Source organism: Kitasatospora sp. NBC_00374 (assembly GCF_041434935.1).
Taxonomy (GTDB): Bacteria; Actinomycetota; Actinomycetes; order Streptomycetales; family Streptomycetaceae; genus Kitasatospora.
On the sequence record NZ_CP107964.1, the window covers coordinates 4,363,680 to 4,379,900 of the forward strand.

Here is a 16,221-nt window from a genome sequence, read left to right on the forward strand (position 1 = left end):
TCGCGCGGCGCGCTTGGGTGTGCGCGCCGGGTGCTCGGCAGGTGGTGATCCTCTTCCGACGGCGTCCCTCTGCGAGAACGTTACCCAGCGGCGCCCCTTGGCGCGCTTGCGCTAGGACGTCCTAGTTCTTCACCCCGAGAGCCACGGATGTGGCGTGGCTCTCCCGGCGGTGCCGTCAGGACACCAGCGCACGCTATCCGGGCGAAGCGCTCGGCGTAAGGGGGTAACGGGAATCGATTCTGTGTCCGTCCCGGCCCGACCTCCGGGGGCCCCGTCTCGAACCGTGAGACGCGATCGGGTCGGTATGGGAGGATTTGTGGGTGACCAATTCCGGACAAATCAGAGTTTTCCTCCTCGACGACCACGAGGTGGTCCGCCGGGGCGTCCACGACCTGCTCTCCATGGAGGGCGACATCGAGGTGGTCGGCGAGGCCGGCACCGCCACCGAGGCGCTCGCCCGGATCCCGGCCGTCCGGCCGGACGTCGCGGTGCTGGACGTCCGGCTCCCCGACGGGAACGGGGTCGAGGTGTGCCGGGAGGTGCGTTCGCTCGATCCGGCGATCAAGTGCCTGATGCTCACCTCGTTCTCCGACGACGAGGCGTTGTTCGATGCGATCATGGCCGGGGCCTCGGGTTATGTCCTGAAGGCGATCCGCGGCACCGACCTGCTGGCCGCCGTCCGGGACGTGGCGGCCGGGAAGTCGCTGCTCGACCCGGTCGCCACCGGCCGGGTGCTGGAGCGGCTGCGCGAGGGCGGCGCCAAGGAGGACGAGCGGCTGGCCCAGCTGACCAAGCAGGAGCGCCGGATCCTCGACCTGATCGGCGAGGGGATGACCAACCGGCAGATCGGCAATGAACTTCACCTGGCGGAGAAGACGGTGAAGAACTACGTCTCCAGCCTGCTGGCCAAGATGGGAATGGAGCGCCGCACCCAGGCGGCGGCCTACGTGGCCCGCCACCAGTCCGACCAGCAGCACTGAACAGCGCCTAATCATACTCCTGACGGCGTGTCAAGTACCTATTGCGCCAGGCATTACGCTCGCCCCGTGACCGCACAATCGCACCCCTCGGCCCCGTCCGACCCGGCATCGGCCCTGTTCGCACCGGTGTTCCTGCCCCACCCGTCGCTCCCGGGCGACACCCAGTCACCCGGTCGGCCGATAGCGGGTGCGCCGGCCCGGCCCGATCCGGCCGCCCCGCCCGTCGGCACCCTCAGCCCCCCGGTCGCGCACACCGCGGTGGCCGGGGTGCTGCGGGAGTACCGCACGGCGCCGGCACTGCGGGTGAAGCCGGTGGCCGAAGGGCTGCTCAACCGCGGCTACCGGGTGACCACCGAGGCGGGCACGTACTTCCTCAAGTGCTATGTGGACCAGGCCACCGCGGGCCGTCCGGCCGTCACCGCCCAGCACCGCGCCACCCTCGCCCTGCACCGCCTCGGCCTGCCGGTGGCGCCGCCGCTGGCCGCCCAGGACGGCCGGACGGCGGTCGCGCACGGCGGCCGGCTGTTCGCACTGTTCCCCTGGGTGTCGGGGACGCACCGGCACGGCACCGACCTCGACCAGCAGCAGTGCACCGATCTGGGCGCGCTGCTCGGCCGGCTGCACGGCGCACTTGCGCAGGTCTGCGCCCCTGTCCGGCAACCACCCGGAAGGCTGACGGCGGACCCGGCCGAGACCGGCCTGCTGATCGCCGAACTGCTCCGCCGGGCCCGCCGGCACGAACCGCACACCGCCTTCGACACCCTGGCCGAGCAACGGCTCACGGAACGGGCCGAGTTGATCGCCGCCCACCACCACCTGCGGCCGGCCCCCACCGCCGCCCCGCCCACCGGCTGGACGCACGGCGACTTCCACGGCCTCAACCTGCTGCACCGCAGCGGCCGGGTGGTCGCGGTGCTCGACTGGGACAAGCTCGGCCTGCATCCGACGGCCGAGGAGGCCGTCCGCTCGGCCACCCTGATCTTCAACGACCCCGCCACCGGGGTCCTCGACCTCTGCCGGGTCAGGCACTACGCCCGCGGCTACCGGGACTCCGGCGCCGCCGGGGCCCGTCAGATGGCCGCCGCCGTCCACCGGGTCTGGTGGGAGCGGCTCAACGACCTGTGGATGCTCCAGTGGCACTACCAGCGCGGCGACCACCGAGCCGACCCGCTCTTCCCCGCCTCGGCCGGTCAACTCGCCTGGTGGTGCGAGGAGTACGAACAGGTCCTGGACGCCTTCACCAACTGACCCGGGACGCCGTCGGCCCCCGGTGCCCAGGGCACCGGGGGCCGGCCGGGGCTACTGCGTGGCCGTGCTCGGCGACGCGGGCGGGGACACCTGCGCCGACTTGCTCGCCGAGGCCGAGGGTGACGGTGTCCCGGACGGCGAGGCGCTCGCCGACCTGGAGGCGCTCGCCGAGGGCGACGGCGAGGTGGAGCGGCTCGCGCTCGGCGAGCTGGACGGGGTACCGGTCGAGGGCTCGGTCGGACGGGTGTTGGTACCGGTGTTGGTGTTGTTCTGGGTCCGGGTCGCGGACGGCGACACCGGCCCGCTGCTCGGCTCCGGCGTCACCGGTGCGCTGCTGACCGTCACCGGCGGCGTCACCACCGGCGGGTTCTCGTTCTGCTGGCCGCCGCTCAGCGCCAGCGCGGTGCCGATGCCCGCGGCGAGCAGGACCGCGACCGCGGCGAGCGCCCAGCCCCAGGGGTTGCGCCGCCGCTGCGGCCCGTCGCCCCCGTCACCGTCGTAGCCCGTCCCGCCGCCGTTACCGGGGCCGCCCGCACCCTGGTAGGGCTGCGAGGGCGTCTGGTACGGCGAGGTCACCTGGTAGGGCAGCGCCTCGGTCTGGCCGGTGCCGTCACCGGGACCGATCCTGCCCATCGGCTCGGTCATCGAGGTGCCGCCGCTCGGGGCGCCGTCGAAGCCCGGGTGGCCGCCGCTGTTGCCGGAGGCCGCGGCGGCGAGCCCGGCGGCCGCGGCGGCCGCGGCCGCACCACCGGCGTAGCCGGAGCCGGCGGAGCCGTGCATCTGCCGCAGCGCGTGCTGCACATGGGCGCGGAACTCGTCCGCGCTCTGGAAGCGGTCGTCCGGGTTCTTCGCCAGCGAGCGCAGCACCAGCTCGTCCAGCTCCGGCGGCACCCTCCGGTTGACCCGCGACGGCGGCACCGGCATGTCCTGGACGTGCTGGTAGACCACCGCGAGCGGCGTCTCGCCGACGAACGGCGGTCGCAGCGCGAGCAGTTCGTACAGCATGCAGCCGGCGGCGTACAGGTCCGAGCGGTGGTCGACCGCCTTGCCGAGCGCCTGCTCCGGCGAGAGGTACTGCGGGGTGCCCATCACCATGCCGGTCTGGGTCATGGTGCTGGCCGCGCCGGTGAGCGCCCGGGCGATGCCGAAGTCCATCACCTTGACGGCGCCGCCGGTCGTGATGATCACGTTGGCGGGCTTGATGTCCCGGTGCACGATTCCGTGCCGGTGGCTGTAGGCGAGGGCCTCCAGCACCCCGGCGATGATGATCAGCGCCTGGTCGACCGGCGGGGCCTCCTCGTCCACCAGCAGCTCGCGGACGGTCCGGCCCTCCACCAGCTCCATCACGATGTACGGGGTGGAGTCCTCGCCGTGGTGCTCCTCGCCGGTGTCGTAGACCGCGACGATCGAGTGGTGGTTGAGCGCCGCGACGGAGTGAGCCTCACGAGTGAACCGCAGCCGGGCCACCTCGTCCTGGGCCAGCTCGCCGCGCAGCAGCTTGACCGCGACCGTGCGGCCGAGCCTGACGTCCTGGGCCGCGAAGACCTCGGCCATGCCGCCGCGGCCCAGCTTCCCGGTCAGGCGGTACCGGCCGTCCCCGACGGTGCCGAGCGGGGCGGCGGTACCGCGCGCGGGCGTCCCGCCGTTCGCCGAGAACACGGCGGTCTCGGCGGTCGACTCCGGGCTCCGGAAGGTCTCGGGGGTACCCGCGTCCGCACTGGCGTCCCGCTCCGGCTCACCCTCGCCCGGCTGCTCTGTCTGTGCCATCGCTCCTCGCCCCGGGCCGTCGCTCGGTGCGCAATCGCCCTGTCGGTTCCGTCCCTGTGCACGCTACCGCTTCGAGCGGGCGGCCGGGGTACGGCGGCCGCAGCCCCCGGTCAGATTCGGTCGCCGCCGGTTGCCCCGAGGTCGAGCGTGAGCGCGGGCCGCGGCGCACCGTAGTTGTTCGCCTTGTCCTTCTCGGCCTGCGCGGCCGCGATGGCCACGATGACCACCGCCAGCACGATCACACCGACGATCACACCGACCACGATCAGCGCGGTCGAGCACCCGTTGTTCGGCTTGGGCGGCTGCGGGCCGTACGGACCGGGCATCGGGCCGGTCGGGTGGCCCTGCTGGGGGAAGGGGTGCGGGGTCTGGTACTGCGGCTGCTGCTGGTACACCGGCTGCGGGAACGGCGGCGGCGTGTGGGCCTGCTGCGGCTGCGGGAACGGCGCGGGCGTGTGCGGCGCCTGCTGCTGCTGGAACGGCTGCGGGGTCTGCGGGGCCTGGTACGGCGACGGCGTCTGCGGGGCGGGCTGGTAGTGCGGCTGGACCTGCGGCGTCGGCGTCCGGATGTCCCCGCCGACCTGCGGGAAGTTGGTCATCGACGGCGCCGCGTGCACCGAGCGCGGCCCCTCGCTGATCACCAGCGGGGTGCTGGCCTGCAGCGGCATGCCGCCCCTGTCCCCGCCGGAGACCCGCTCGACCTCCTCGCGCATGGCCTCGGCGGTCGGGAACCGGTGCGCCGGGTCCTTGCGCAGCGCCCGGGCCACCAGCGCGTCGACGGCCGGCGGCACCGAGCTGTTGACGCTGGAGGGCGCCGGCGGCGGCTCCTGCACGTGCTTGTACGCGATGGTGAACGCCGTGTCGCCGTCGAACGGCAGCTGGCCGGTGAGCAGCTCGAAGAGCATGCAGCCCACCGAGTAGAGGTCGGCGCGGGCGTCCACGCTCTTGCCGAGCGCCTGCTCCGGCGAGAGGTACTGCGGGGTGCCGACCACCATGCCGGTCTGGGTCATCGAGGTGACCCCCGACTGCAGGGCCCGGGCGATGCCGAAGTCCATCACCTTGACGGTGCCCTTGGTGCTCACCATGACGTTGCCGGGCTTGATGTCGCGGTGCACCAGGCCCTGGTCGTGCGAGGCCTCCAGCGCGGACAGCACCGCGGCGGTGATCTTCAGCGCCTGCTCGGTGGGCATCGCACCGTGCTGGGCGATCGAGTCGTTGAGCACGTCGCGCAGGGCGAGGCCCTCCACGTACTCCATCACGATGTAGGGGGTGGCGACGCCCTCCGGGGAGACGTCCTCGCCGCTGTCGAAGACCGACACGATGTTGGTGTGCTGCAGCCGCGCCACGGCCTGCGCCTCGCGGCGGAACCGCTCCTTGAACGCGGCCTGGCCGCCGAGCTCGATGTTCAGGGTCTTCACCGCGACCAGCCGGTCCAGCACCGTGTCGTGGGCCAGGTGGACGGAGGCCATGCCGCCCTGTCCGAGCAGGCGCTGGATCACATAGCGGCCGTTGCCCAGGGAGTGACCCTCGACCGGGTTGGCGTCCTCGCTCATGGTCCCTGCTTCCCCCTCGGCGCGGCGGCGCCGCAGCCTTATGGTGTGGTCCGGATGCACTGGGCGGCAGGCCCGTGGCCGACCGACCCCCGCCGCCGGTCGAGTCCGACGGCAGGGGCCAGGGTATCGGCTCGCGCCGACGTGATCGGGTGCAGGGGCGCGAACGTGTCCGACCTGCGACAGACCCGGGACAGGCCTGTCGCGAAGGCCCCGGCCGCGCTACAGGTACGGGCCCGACCGGATGCCCCGGCCCGGACCGGGCTCCTCCGGCTCGGGCTCCCCGCCCTGCAGACCGGGCGGCAGCGCCCGGCGCATCTGCTCCAGCTGGGCCCGGGCCGCCATCTGCTGGGCGAACAGCGCCGTCTGGATCCCGTGGAACAGCCCCTCCAGCCAGCCGACCAGCTGGGCCTGGGCGATCCTGAGCTCGGCCTCGGTGGGAATAGCGTCGTCGGTGAACGGGAGCGACAGCCGCTCCAGCTCCTCGACCAGCTCGGGTGCCAGGCCGAGTTCCAGCTCCTTGATCGAGCTGGCGTGGATCTCCTTGAGCCGGACCCGGCTGGCCTCGTCCAGCGGCGCGACCCGGACCTCCTCCAGCAGCTGCTTGATCATGCTGCCGATCCGCATCACCTTGGCCGGCTGCTCGACCATCTCGGTCACCGGCAGTTCCCGCGGCTCACCCGCCTCGTTCCCGGAGCCGCGGCCGAAGCCGGACCCGGGAACAGCCCCGATCGGCATTCCGTCCGGCCCGACGATCAGCACCTTGGGGCCGTCCTGCGCCTGCCCGCCCGACGCCTGGTACGGCTCCGACGCCTGGTAGGGCTCCTGCGGCCGTTCGTTCATCGGATTGGTCATAGCTCCTTCATATGCTTCGTCCATCGAGCTGGTCAACGAGCCGGGGCCGCCGCACACCTGCGACCGCCCGCCGCCGGACTCCGCCGGCACCCGCCCGAGCACTGCTTCGGGCACCCACCGACGGCATGGCCGATCGTCCCACACCAGAGGCCCTGCGGGGCCCGCTGCACCGCCAATCCCGCGCTCCGGCGGCGCTGTTGACGAGATGCCAGGCCGCTCGGACGGGGGCGGTCAGCTCCGGCGCATCCGCAGGCCGATCAGCGCCAGCCCGCAGCCGATCAGGGCCAGCCCGGTCCCGAGCGGAAACTGCAGACCGGCCGGGTCGGTCAGCCGCGACGGGAGCGCCGGCCGCGCCTGGTACTGCTCCGCCGGGGCCGCGACCGGGCCGGCCGCCTGCACGCTCGGCCGGCCGGAGGCGGGCGTGGCCTCCTCGACCGACGGCTCCCGGGTGGCCGGCCCCTGACCGTCCGCGCCCCGGTCCGGCGTCGCTGCCGGGGCCGGCGTCGGGGTCGGGGCCGGGGTCGGCACCGGGGTGGCCGGCGCCTGCGCACCCCAGGGGCCGGGGGCGGCGGTGGGCCCGCCCGGCGGGGTGGTCTCCAGTGCCGGGGCGTGGTGGTGGTGCCGTCCCGGCAGGTCCTCCACCGGCGGGCCGACGATCACGGCCGGGACGGCGGAGGAGGCGACCGGACGCTCCGGCGGGCCGGCCGGGAGCGCGGTCGGGAAGGAGGAGGCGGCGGGAGTGCCGGCGGGGACGGACGGGCCGGCCGGAGGCTCGGCGGGCACGGGCGTCCCGGAGGCGGCCGGATCGGAGGGGGCCGACGGCGCGGGGCTCGGCGCCGGGGCCGGGGCCGGTGCGGACTCGGAGGCCTGCGGGCCGGCCGACGGCAGCGGTGTGGACCGCACCGGGGCCCCCGGCGGCGGGCAGGGTTCCCCCGTGCAATCCGAGGCCAGGTCCGAGGACTGGTCCGGGGCCAGATCGGCGGCCGGCTCCGAAGGCAGGTCCGCGGCCTGATCCGCGGCCGGCCCGGAGGACGGGACGAGCGGCACCGGGGACATCGCCACCGCCACCCGCACCACCACCTCCCGCAGCTGCTGCATCGGCTGCTCGGCGTCCGGGGCCGCGGCCTCCCCGGCGGTCCGCGCGGACGGTGCGGTGGTGGGCGCACCCACCGCGGTCACACCCACCGCGGGCGCCGCCACGGCCGGGCCCGCCAGCAGCAGCGGCAGGGCCAGCCCGGTCCCGGCCAGCACGGCACCGCGCCGCACGGCGGCGGGGAGAGCGGTACGGAACGCTGAGAGCGCATACGGAAGTGCGGCCACGGGAAGCAGGTCCTTCCGACGGCCGACCGCGCTCGGCGCGATCGGCGGCGGACAGCTCCGAACCAGCCTCACACAATCCGACAATTGGGGCATTTCGGCACAGGATCAGGCCGCCCCACCCCACTCAGCGGACCTGCAGCACCACCTTGCCGACCTGCCCGCCGTCCTCCAGCACCCGGTGCCCGGCCCCGGCCTGCTCGATCGGCAGCACCTGGTGGACCACCGGCCGCACCACCTTCGCCTCGACCAGCGGCCAGACGTGCTCCCGCACCGCGGCCACGATCGCCGCCTTCTCCCCCAACGGCCGGCCCCGCAGGTTGGTCGCCGCCACCGCGGCCCGCTTGCGCAGCAGGCTGCCGAGGTCCAGCTCGCCCTTCACCCCACCCTGCAACCCGATGATCACCAACCGGCCGCTGACCGCCAACGCGTCCACGTTCCGCTGCAGATACCTCGCCCCCATGATGTCGAGGACGACATCCACCCCCGCACCCCCGGTCGCCGCCCGGACCTCCTCGACGAAGTCCTGCTCCCGGTAGTCGATCCCGACGTCCGCCCCCAGCTCGGCGCAGCGCGCCAACTTCTCCGGGCCGCCCGCGGTGACCAGCACCCGCGCCCCGACCGCCTTGGCCAGCTGGATCGCCATCGTGCCGATGCCACTCGCCCCACCGTGGATCAGCACCGTCTCGGCCGGCCGCAGATGCGCCACCATGAAGACGTTCGACCACACCGTCGCGGTCACCTCGGGCAGCGCCGCGGCCTCCACCAGGCCGATCCCCTTCGGAACCGGCAGCAGCTGCCCCACCGGCACCGCGACCCGCTCCGCGTACCCGCCGCCGGACAGCAGGGCGCACACCTCGTCACCGACGGCCCACCCCGCCACACCCGCGCCGAGCGCGACGATCCGGCCCGAGCACTCCAGCCCGGGATACGGCGAACTACCGGGCGGCGGATCGTAGAAACCCTGCCGCTGCAGCAGGTCGGCGCGGTTGACGGCGGTCGCCGCGACCTCGACCAGCACCTCTCCGGCGGCGGGCACCGGATCCGGCACCTCCGCCCAGGTCAGCACCTCGGGGCCGCCGGACTGGGGAATCGTGATGGCTCGCATGGCGCAAACGCTACGCGCGGACGCCGCCTCACGTCCGGTCGGCCCGCTGGTCGCTGACCCGCCGTCGGCCACGACACTCCGCCGTCCGGCGCCGGCCCGCGCCGACCGGCACCGCATGCTTGTCCCTGTGCCGAACACCGACCCCACCACCGAACCGAGCGGCCGGACGGCGCGACTCCGCCAGTCCCGGCACCGCACCAGCACGGACCCCGACCTCGCGCAGCGCGTCGTCCTCCCCACCAGGACGCCCACCCCGCCCCTGCTCCAGGTCGCCCGCCGCCTGCTGATGGCGCTGGGGGTGCTCGCCCTCACCACCCTGGTGGTCTGGCTCGACCGGGCCGGGTACAGCGACAACTCGGACGGCTCGGTCGACCTGCTCGACGCCGCCTACTACGCCACCGTCACCCTGTCCACCACCGGCTACGGCGACATCACCCCGGTCAGCGACAGCGCCCGGCTCATCAACATCCTGGTGATCACGCCCCTGCGCGTGGTCTTCCTGATCATCCTGGTCGGCACCACCCTCGAAGTGCTCACCGAACGGACCCGCCACCAGTGGCGGATCGAACGCTGGAGGAAGACCGTGCGCGAGCACACCGTCGTCATCGGCTACGGCACCAAGGGCCGCAGCGCCGTCGACACCCTGCTCGTCCAGGGCGTCCCGAAGGAGTCGATCGTCGTCGTCGACCCCCAGCGCAAGGTCGTCGAACAGGCCACCCTGGACGGCCTCACCGGCGTGGTCGGCGACGCCACCCGCACCGACACCCTGCTGCGCGCCGAACTGCCCCGGGCCTCCCGGGTGGTCGTCGCCCCCGAACGGGACGACACCGCGGCCCTGATCACGCTGACCGCCCGGCAGCTCAACAAGGCGGCCACCGTGGTCGCCGCCGTCCGCGAGGACGAGAACGCCCCGCTGCTGCGCCAGAGCGGCGCCGACGTGGTGGTCACCAGCTCCAGCTCGGCCGGCCGGCTGCTCGGCATGTCGACCCTCAGCCCGCACGCCGGCTCCGTCATGGAGGACCTGCTGACCTACGGCAACGGCCTCGACGTCATGGAGCGCCCGGTCACCAGGGCCGAGGCCGGCCGCAGCCCCCGGGACTGCGCCGACCTGGTCGTCGCCGTGGTCCGCGGCCGCCGGGTGCTCAACTACACCGACCCCGAGGCCGCCACCCTGCACCTGACCGACCGGGTCATCGTGATCAAATCCGCCCGGCCCTGAACCCCGCTCACGGCACGTCGAGCAGCTCCACCCGGCCACCCTCCGGCACCCCACCCGGCACCACCACCGCCAGCGCCTCGGCCAGCGCCAGACCGCGCAGCATCGCCGGACCGTCGAAGGCCAGCGGCACCACACCGCCCTCGGTCCCGACCACCGGCAGCAGCCGGGTGTCCACCGGGTGCCCCGGCAGCGCGACCGCGGCCCGCTCGATCCGGTGACCCGGCACCGGCCGGCCGCTCAACGCGTCCAGCAACGGCAGCGCCAGCGTCAGCGCACCCGCCACCGCGGCCAGCGGATTGCCCGGCAGACCCACCAGGTGCCGGCCGCCCGGCAGCTCCGCGAGCAGCATCGGATGCCCGGGCCGCACCGCAACCCCGTCCACCAGCAACCGCGCACCCGCGTCGGCCAGCGCCGCGTGCAGGAAATCCACCGGCCCGGCCGCCGTACCGCCCGTGGTCACCACCAGATCCGCGGGCGACCGCCGCACCGCGTCCCGCAGCAGCCCGAAGTCGTCCCGCACATGGCGCCTCGCGATCAGCTCCGCCCCCGCCGCCGCCAGCCACGGCGGCAGCAACGGCCCGAGCGCGTCCCGCACCAGACCCGGACCGGGCAGCCCCGAATCCAGCAGCTCGTCACCCAGCACCAGCAGCTCGACGGTCGGCCGGTGGTGCACGGCGAGCCGGTCGTGACCCGCCGCCGCGGCCAGCCCCAGCACCGCCGGCGTGACCACCGTCCCGGCCGGCAGCAGCTCCTCACCGCGGCGGCACTCCTGACCCCGCGGCCGTACGTCCTGGCCCGGCACGAGCGCCGCACCGCGCAGCAGACCCCGCTCCACCCGGCCGTGCTCGCGCCGCAGCACCCCGGTCGCCCCCGGCGGCAACAGCGCACCGGTCGCGATCTCCACCGCCGTCCCGTCCGCCAACGGCGCCGCACTCTGCCCGGCGAGCACCCGGCCCGCCTCCCGCCACGGACCCGGCCCGGCCACCGCCCACCCGTCCATCGCCGAGGTGTCGAAGGCCGGCAGATCGGTCAGCGCGGCCAGCGGCCCCGCCAGCGTGTGTCCGAGCGCCGCCGCCAGCTCGACCGTCCGCACCGGCGACGGCCGCCCGCCCGCCGACCGGGCCGCCCGGCGGGCCCTCGGCCACGGGCAGTCCCGCAGCGGCGGCGCCCCGGCCTCCCCGCCGGCCGCCGGCGCGCCCCGGCCCGGCTGCCCCGACTCCCGTACCGCCGTCACGGCTGCTCCTCCGCCGCCCAGCGCTCGGCCAGCGCGGCCACCCGGGCACCCGCCGCCGCCACCGCCTGCGGACCACCGCCCTGCTGCGCCGCCGCGTAGCCCACCAGGAAGGCCGTCAGCGGGGCCGCCGGGCGGGCCACCCCGTGCGCGACCACCCGGGCCAGGTCCAGCAGCTCCGGCACGTCGACCGCCAGGTCGATGCCCAGCTCGGTGCCGACCAGGGCCATCCAGTCATCCAGCGTGCGCTCCATAGCCCCATGCTGCCCGATCCCGCCACCACCGCGGAGCCGCGGGCGGTGAGCATCACGGGTCGATCCGCTCACCCGCCCGCTCCGTCCGCCGTGAGGGCGGCCCGCCGCCGGGCCAGCGCCAGCTCCTCCCAGGTGTCGCAGTCCAGGGCCGCCCCACCGGGATCCGCCAGCCGGACGATGCGCAGCGGCGCCAGCAGACGGCGCAGCGGCCGGCCCGCCGGGTCGCCCAGCCGCGCGAGGGCCGCGCGCAGCGCCGCCGTCCGGTACGCACCGGTGAGCGGCTGGTCCCGGCCGTCCGCGTCCACGAGCACCGCGGCGTCCCGGCCCGGGTCGTCGAGCGCGGCGAGCAGCCGGTCCAGGGTGCGGCCGTCCAGGAACGGCAGATCGGCGGCGAGCAGCACGGTGCGCTCCGCGGTGACCGCCGCCAGCCCCGCGGCGAGGGCCGCGACCGGCCCGCCGCCCGGCGGATCCTCCCGCGCCCAGCACACGTCCCCGCGCCCGGTCGGCCTGGCCGGCCCGACCACCACCGTCGTACCGGCGCCGGCGCAGGCCGCCAGCACCCGCTCCAGCAGCGTCCGCCCGCCGACCACCAGCCCCGGCTTGTCCGCCCCACCGAGCCGGGCCGCCGCACCCCCCGCCAGCACCACCGCGTCGTACGCCGTCATCCCCCCAGTATCGGACGGGCGCCGCCGCCCCGACAGACCCGGCGGAGCCGGTCACGGATCCTCGACGATCTCCGCGTCGATGATGTCGCCCTGCCCGTCCTCACGCTCGTGCGGCTCCACCCGGCGCAGTTCCGCGGTGCGCGGCGCGGTCGCCGCGGCCGCGCCCAGCTCCAGGATCGCGGGCAGCGTCAGCGCGCCGTACCGCTCGTTGACCGCGGCGGCCAGCGCCTCCGGGTCGTGCGGATGCGCGGCCAGAGCCCGGTCGAAGTGCCGCAGGTACTCCCCGGTGAACTCCAGCACCCGCCGTGCGTCGTCGTCCTCCCCCGGCGCGCGGTGCCCGGCGACCACCCGGCGGGCCCCGAGCTCCGCGATCCGGCCCAGGTTGTTCGCCCACTCCATCCGCTGCCCCAGGTCGGTGTCCGCGGTCCACACATGGGTGCCGTTGTAGACGAAGTCGCCGGCCAGCACGGTCGCGATGCTCGGGATGTGCACGACCGTCGAGTCGGCGCTGTCGCCCTGCCCCAGCTGCAGTACCCGGATCAGCTGGCGGTCGATCATCAGCGGCTGCGGCAGCAGCGGGGCCGGCATCAGGGGCTGGTCCGGGATGTCCGCCCCGTAGACCGGCTTCCACTGCGCCACCTTGGCCGCCGCCGTGTGCGCGATCCCCGCCACCACCGACGGGGCGGCCAGCAGCTGCGCCGCCGGGAAGAGCCGCAGCACCTCCTCCGCACCGAAGTAGTGGTCCGGGTGCTGGTGCGTGACCACGATCGCCAGCAGCTGGCGGTCCTTGCCCGCCACCCACTCCGCCAGCTCCCGGCCCGCGCTGCGGGTCAGCTGGGCGTCCACCAGGATCGCCGTGCGCTCCCCCATGATCAGGCTGGAGGTGGCGAAGAAGGCCGTCTCCGGACCGGTGAAGACCTCGACCTCCAGCGGCCTGACCGGCGGCCGGCCCTGCTCCGCCCGGTCCGGTCCGGCGGTCTCGTCGGGCGGCGACGGCGTCACTTCAGCTCCCTGGTCCGCGCGGCGGGCCCACCGGCCCCGTGCGCTACCAGCTTGGAAGGAAGCGCCCGGGAATGCCGGGTAGGCGCGCCCGGGCGGGTGGCCCCGCACCGCTCGCCCGCGGCCCGCTCACGTCACTCGGCTAGAGTCTGAGCCTCACCGGCCGACCAGGTAGGGAACGGATCAAGGACAGCGCCATGGACAGGCTCCGCAACACCGTCCGCCCCTATGCCTGGGGCTCTGCCACCGCCATCCCCGAGCTGCTCGGGCAGGAGCCCACCGGCGAGCCGCAGGCCGAGCTCTGGATGGGCGCCCACCCCGGCTCGCCCTCACTGGTCGACCGCGGCGACGGCCCCCGGACACTGGCCGAACTGATCTCCGCCGACCCGGACCGCGAACTCGGCGCCGCCACCACCGCGAAGTTCGGCGCGACCCTGCCGTTCCTGCTCAAGGTCCTGGCCGCCGGTACCCCGCTCTCCATCCAGGCCCACCCCACCCTCGCACAGGCCCGCGCCGGCTACGCCGACGAGGAACGGCGCCGCATCCCCCTCGACGCGGCCGAACGCAACTACAAGGACGCCAACCACAAGCCCGAACTCATCTGCGCCCTCAGCGAGTTCGAAGGGCTCTGCGGCTTCCGCCGGCCCGCCGACACCGCCGACCTGATGGCCTCCCTCGGCGTCCCGGACCTCGACCCGCTGATCCAGCTGCTGCGGACCAAGCCCGAACCCGAGGCCCTCAGCAGCGTCCTGGCCACCATCCTGTCGATGCCCGGCCCGACCGCCCGGCCGCTCGTCGCCGAGGTCGCCGCCGCCATCGAGGCCGCCGCCCCGGGCGACCCCACCGGCATGCTCGCCGGCTACGCGTTCGCCGGGCACAGCCACCCCGGCGACACCGGCCTGATCACCGCCCTGATGCTCAACCACATCGTGCTCGCGCCCGGCGAGGCCCTCTATCTGGGCGCCGGCGTCCCGCACGCGTACCTGCGCGGCACCGGCATCGAGCTGATGGCCAACTCCGACAACGTGCTGCGCTGCGGACTCACCCCCAAGCACGTGGACGTCCCGCAACTGCTGCGCGTGGTCGACTTCCGCGCGGAGCAGCCGCAGATCCTGCGGCCCGCCCCCGGAGCGGACGGCGAACGCCACTACCCGGTGCCGATCGACGAGTTCCGGCTCTCCCGGTTCACCCTCGGGCCCGAGACCCGGCGGCTCGACGGGCGCGCCCCGCAGATCCTGCTGTGCACCGAGGGCACCGCCCGCCTCGGCCGGGCCGACGGCGCCACCCTCACCCTCACCCGCGGGCAGTCCGCCTTCCTGCCCGCCACCGGCACCGGCACCATCCTGGACGGACCGGGCGCCGAGGTCTTCCGCGCCACCGTCACCCTCTGACCGCCCGCCGGGCCCGCCGCCCTCGACCGAACGCGGCCGGCCCTGGCACCTGCCGGCCGGCCCAGCCCAGGACCGCCGATCCCAGGCAGAACGCTCCTCTCCTCAACCCCGCACACCGGTGACAGCCTCGAGAACGTCACCAGGAACCACCCAGGGAGAAGGAGCGCCGCCATGCGCGCAGTCCTCGTCAAGACGTTCGGCGGACCGGAGACCGCAGAGATCGCGGAGATCGACCTGCCCGCGCCCGGCCCCGGCCAGGTCCGGATCCGCAACCAGGCCCTCGCCGTCCACCCGGCCGATGTCGCGGTCCGGGCCGGCTTCCTCGCGGCCCTCCTCCCCGAGCAGCCCTCGTTCCGCCTCGGCTGGGACACCGCCGGCATCGTCGACGCCGTCGGCGAAGGCGTCGAGGACCTGCGGACCGGCGACCCGGTGATCGGCCTCACCCACTGGTTCGCCACCCGCAACGGCACCCACGGCGACTACGCGGTCCTGCCCGCCGACGCCGTCGCCCCCGCCCCCGCCGGGCTGACCGCCGCCGAGGCCGCGACCCTCCCGCTGAACGGCCTCACCGCCCTGCAGGCCCTGGACGCCGCCGATCTGCGGGAGGGCCAGACCCTGCTGGTCACCGGCGCCGCCGGCAACCTCGGCCACTTCGCCGCCCAGCTCGCCCGCTACCGCGGCCTGCGGGTCATCGCCGTCGCCCGGGCCACCGACCGCGACCCGCTCACCGCCCTCGGCGCGGAGTTCGTCGAAGCCGGGGAGGACGCCGTCGCCGCGGTCCGCGCCCTCGTCCCCGCAGGCGTCGACGCCGTCCTCGACACCGCCCTGACCGGCGCGGCCCTGCTGCCCGCCGTCCGCGCCGAGGGCACCTTCCTCGCCGTCCGCCCCCCGGCCGCCCCCGAGAGCGAGCGCGGCATCCGGATCGTGGTGGTCAACGTCCGCCCGGACGGCCGCCAGCTCGGCGAAGTCACCAAGCTCGCCGAGGACGGCCGCCTCGCCACCCGGATCGCCGCCGCCTACCCCCTCGACCGGGTCGCCGACGCGCACGCCCACCTCGACCGGGCCGGCGTCCGCGGGGCAGTCGTCCTGACGGTCTGAACCCCCACCCCGGCGGCGCCGGGCACCGGGAGCGCCCGGCGCCGACCGGTCGCCGACGGCGCTGCCGGGAAAGGGTGCTGACGCACCCCCGGGTCGGCGCGCCCGTGTCTCAGTTCCGTGGCACTTCTTTGTGGACGCCTTCTGCCACCATCCGCTCGGCCCACTCCCGCTGGGTCACGGCGTGCTCCATGCGGCTGACGATGTCCTTCTCGGACATCGCGTCCAAGGTCTCCGGGACCTTGTCCAAGGTGTCGGGAAGGACGTCGAGCAGACCCGGGACCTGTTCGCCGGTCCTGACGGTCAGCAGCAGCCGGCACCTCCACTGCGGCGCCACTTCGGGACGGTGACCGAGCCGGTGCACGAGTGTGGGGAACAGGTAGTGCGTCGCCTCTGCGGCGAGGTGCTCTTGCAGCCAGTCGACCGGGAGCCGCTGGCTGAAGCCACATGTGGCGGCTTCCTGTTCCGGCTCAAGGAGCCGGTCGGTGTCGACGGCTCGGACGCGGCGGGGAAGAGCTGGGATCACGCCGGGATGATGCCAG

At 74.9% G+C, this 16,221-nt stretch carries 13 protein-coding genes and 1 pseudogene; 5 read left to right on the plus strand and 9 right to left on the minus strand.

The features are described 5' to 3' along the window. The first annotated feature begins 320 nt into the window (after window positions 1–320). Together OG871_RS19660 and OG871_RS19665 are read left to right on the plus strand one after the other, a co-directional pair. A complete protein-coding gene (locus OG871_RS19660) occupies window positions 321–980 on the plus strand; it encodes a response regulator (protein ID WP_371498264.1) in 660 nt (219 codons plus the stop codon). A 66-nt stretch (window positions 981–1,046) separates the two neighbouring features. Beyond that, window positions 1,047–2,228: a phosphotransferase enzyme family protein gene (locus OG871_RS19665; protein ID WP_371498265.1), complete on the plus strand. Its 1,182-nt coding sequence runs from the start codon at window positions 1,047–1,049 to the stop codon at window positions 2,226–2,228. A gap of 51 nt (window positions 2,229–2,279) precedes the next feature. Here OG871_RS19665 and OG871_RS19670 read toward each other — a convergent pair whose 3' ends face one another. From OG871_RS19670 to OG871_RS19690, 5 genes are all read right to left on the minus strand, one after another. Then, window positions 2,280–3,995, minus strand: a complete 1,716-nt coding sequence (locus OG871_RS19670) for a protein kinase (RefSeq protein ID WP_371498266.1) — start codon at window positions 3,993–3,995, stop codon at window positions 2,280–2,282. A gap of 110 nt (window positions 3,996–4,105) precedes the next feature. Then, window positions 4,106–5,548: a protein kinase gene (locus OG871_RS19675; RefSeq protein ID WP_371498267.1), complete on the minus strand. Its 1,443-nt coding sequence runs from the start codon at window positions 5,546–5,548 to the stop codon at window positions 4,106–4,108. 219 nt (window positions 5,549–5,767) lie between these two features. Further along, window positions 5,768–6,400 carry a bacterial proteasome activator family protein gene (locus OG871_RS19680; protein ID WP_371498268.1) on the minus strand — a complete coding sequence of 211 codons (633 nt, stop codon included), beginning with the start codon at window positions 6,398–6,400 and terminating at the stop codon, window positions 5,768–5,770. A 231-nt stretch (window positions 6,401–6,631) separates the two neighbouring features. Next, window positions 6,632–7,720, minus strand: a complete 1,089-nt coding sequence (locus tag OG871_RS19685; protein WP_371498269.1) for a hypothetical protein — start codon at window positions 7,718–7,720, stop codon at window positions 6,632–6,634. A 124-nt stretch (window positions 7,721–7,844) separates the two neighbouring features. Next, the gene (locus OG871_RS19690; protein WP_371498270.1) at window positions 7,845–8,825 is read right to left on the minus strand and encodes an NAD(P)H-quinone oxidoreductase; all 981 of its coding nucleotides are present in this window, start codon (window positions 8,823–8,825) and stop codon (window positions 7,845–7,847) included. Between the two features lie 127 nt (window positions 8,826–8,952). Here OG871_RS19690 and OG871_RS19695 point away from each other — a divergent pair, with 127 nt between their 5' ends. Then, window positions 8,953–10,044 (plus strand): TrkA family potassium uptake protein, encoded by a 1,092-nt coding sequence (locus OG871_RS19695; protein WP_371498271.1) that lies wholly within the window; start codon window positions 8,953–8,955, stop codon window positions 10,042–10,044. 7 nt (window positions 10,045–10,051) lie between these two features. On the opposite strand, the gene OG871_RS19700 is transcribed toward OG871_RS19695, so the two are convergent. The 3 genes and pseudogenes from OG871_RS19700 to OG871_RS19710 form a co-directional block, all read right to left on the minus strand. Next, window positions 10,052–11,278 (minus strand): molybdopterin molybdotransferase MoeA, encoded by a 1,227-nt coding sequence (locus OG871_RS19700; RefSeq protein ID WP_371498272.1) that lies wholly within the window; start codon window positions 11,276–11,278, stop codon window positions 10,052–10,054. Further along, window positions 11,275–12,194: pseudogene (locus OG871_RS19705) on the minus strand (NTP transferase domain-containing protein). The gene OG871_RS19700 and the pseudogene OG871_RS19705 overlap by 4 nt, the downstream one beginning before the upstream one ends. A 51-nt stretch (window positions 12,195–12,245) precedes the next feature. Then, window positions 12,246–13,196: an MBL fold metallo-hydrolase gene (locus OG871_RS19710; RefSeq protein ID WP_371498273.1), complete on the minus strand. Its 951-nt coding sequence runs from the start codon at window positions 13,194–13,196 to the stop codon at window positions 12,246–12,248. A 194-nt stretch (window positions 13,197–13,390) separates the two neighbouring features. Here OG871_RS19710 and manA point away from each other — a divergent pair, with 194 nt between their 5' ends. Together manA and OG871_RS19720 are read left to right on the plus strand one after the other, a co-directional pair. Next, entirely contained in the window at window positions 13,391–14,584 is a 1,194-nt protein-coding gene (manA, locus tag OG871_RS19715; protein WP_371498274.1) for a mannose-6-phosphate isomerase, class I, read from the plus strand. Between the two features lie 171 nt (window positions 14,585–14,755). Beyond that, a complete protein-coding gene (locus tag OG871_RS19720) occupies window positions 14,756–15,682 on the plus strand; it encodes an NADP-dependent oxidoreductase (RefSeq protein ID WP_371498275.1) in 927 nt (308 codons plus the stop codon). 109 nt (window positions 15,683–15,791) lie between these two features. Here OG871_RS19720 and OG871_RS19725 read toward each other — a convergent pair whose 3' ends face one another. Further along, window positions 15,792–16,205, minus strand: coding sequence for a hypothetical protein (locus OG871_RS19725; protein ID WP_371498276.1), 414 nt, complete (start codon window positions 16,203–16,205; stop codon window positions 15,792–15,794). Between the last annotated feature and the right edge of the window lie 16 nt (window positions 16,206–16,221).

Bases quoted from the DNA above. Each gene is read 5' to 3' on its own strand.
- OG871_RS19690 (WP_371498270.1), bottom strand. From the start codon at position 8,825: ATGCGAGCCATCACGATTCCCCAGTCCGGCGGCCCCGAGGTGCTGACC.
- OG871_RS19680 (WP_371498268.1), bottom strand. From the start codon at position 6,400: ATGACCAATCCGATGAACGAACGGCCGCAGGAGCCCTACCAGGCGTCG.
- OG871_RS19675 (WP_371498267.1), bottom strand. From the start codon at position 5,548: ATGAGCGAGGACGCCAACCCGGTCGAGGGTCACTCCCTGGGCAACGGC.
- manA (WP_371498274.1), top strand. From the start codon at position 13,391: ATGGACAGGCTCCGCAACACCGTCCGCCCCTATGCCTGGGGCTCTGCC.
- OG871_RS19670 (WP_371498266.1), bottom strand. From the start codon at position 3,995: ATGGCACAGACAGAGCAGCCGGGCGAGGGTGAGCCGGAGCGGGACGCC.
- OG871_RS19720 (WP_371498275.1), top strand. From the start codon at position 14,756: ATGCGCGCAGTCCTCGTCAAGACGTTCGGCGGACCGGAGACCGCAGAG.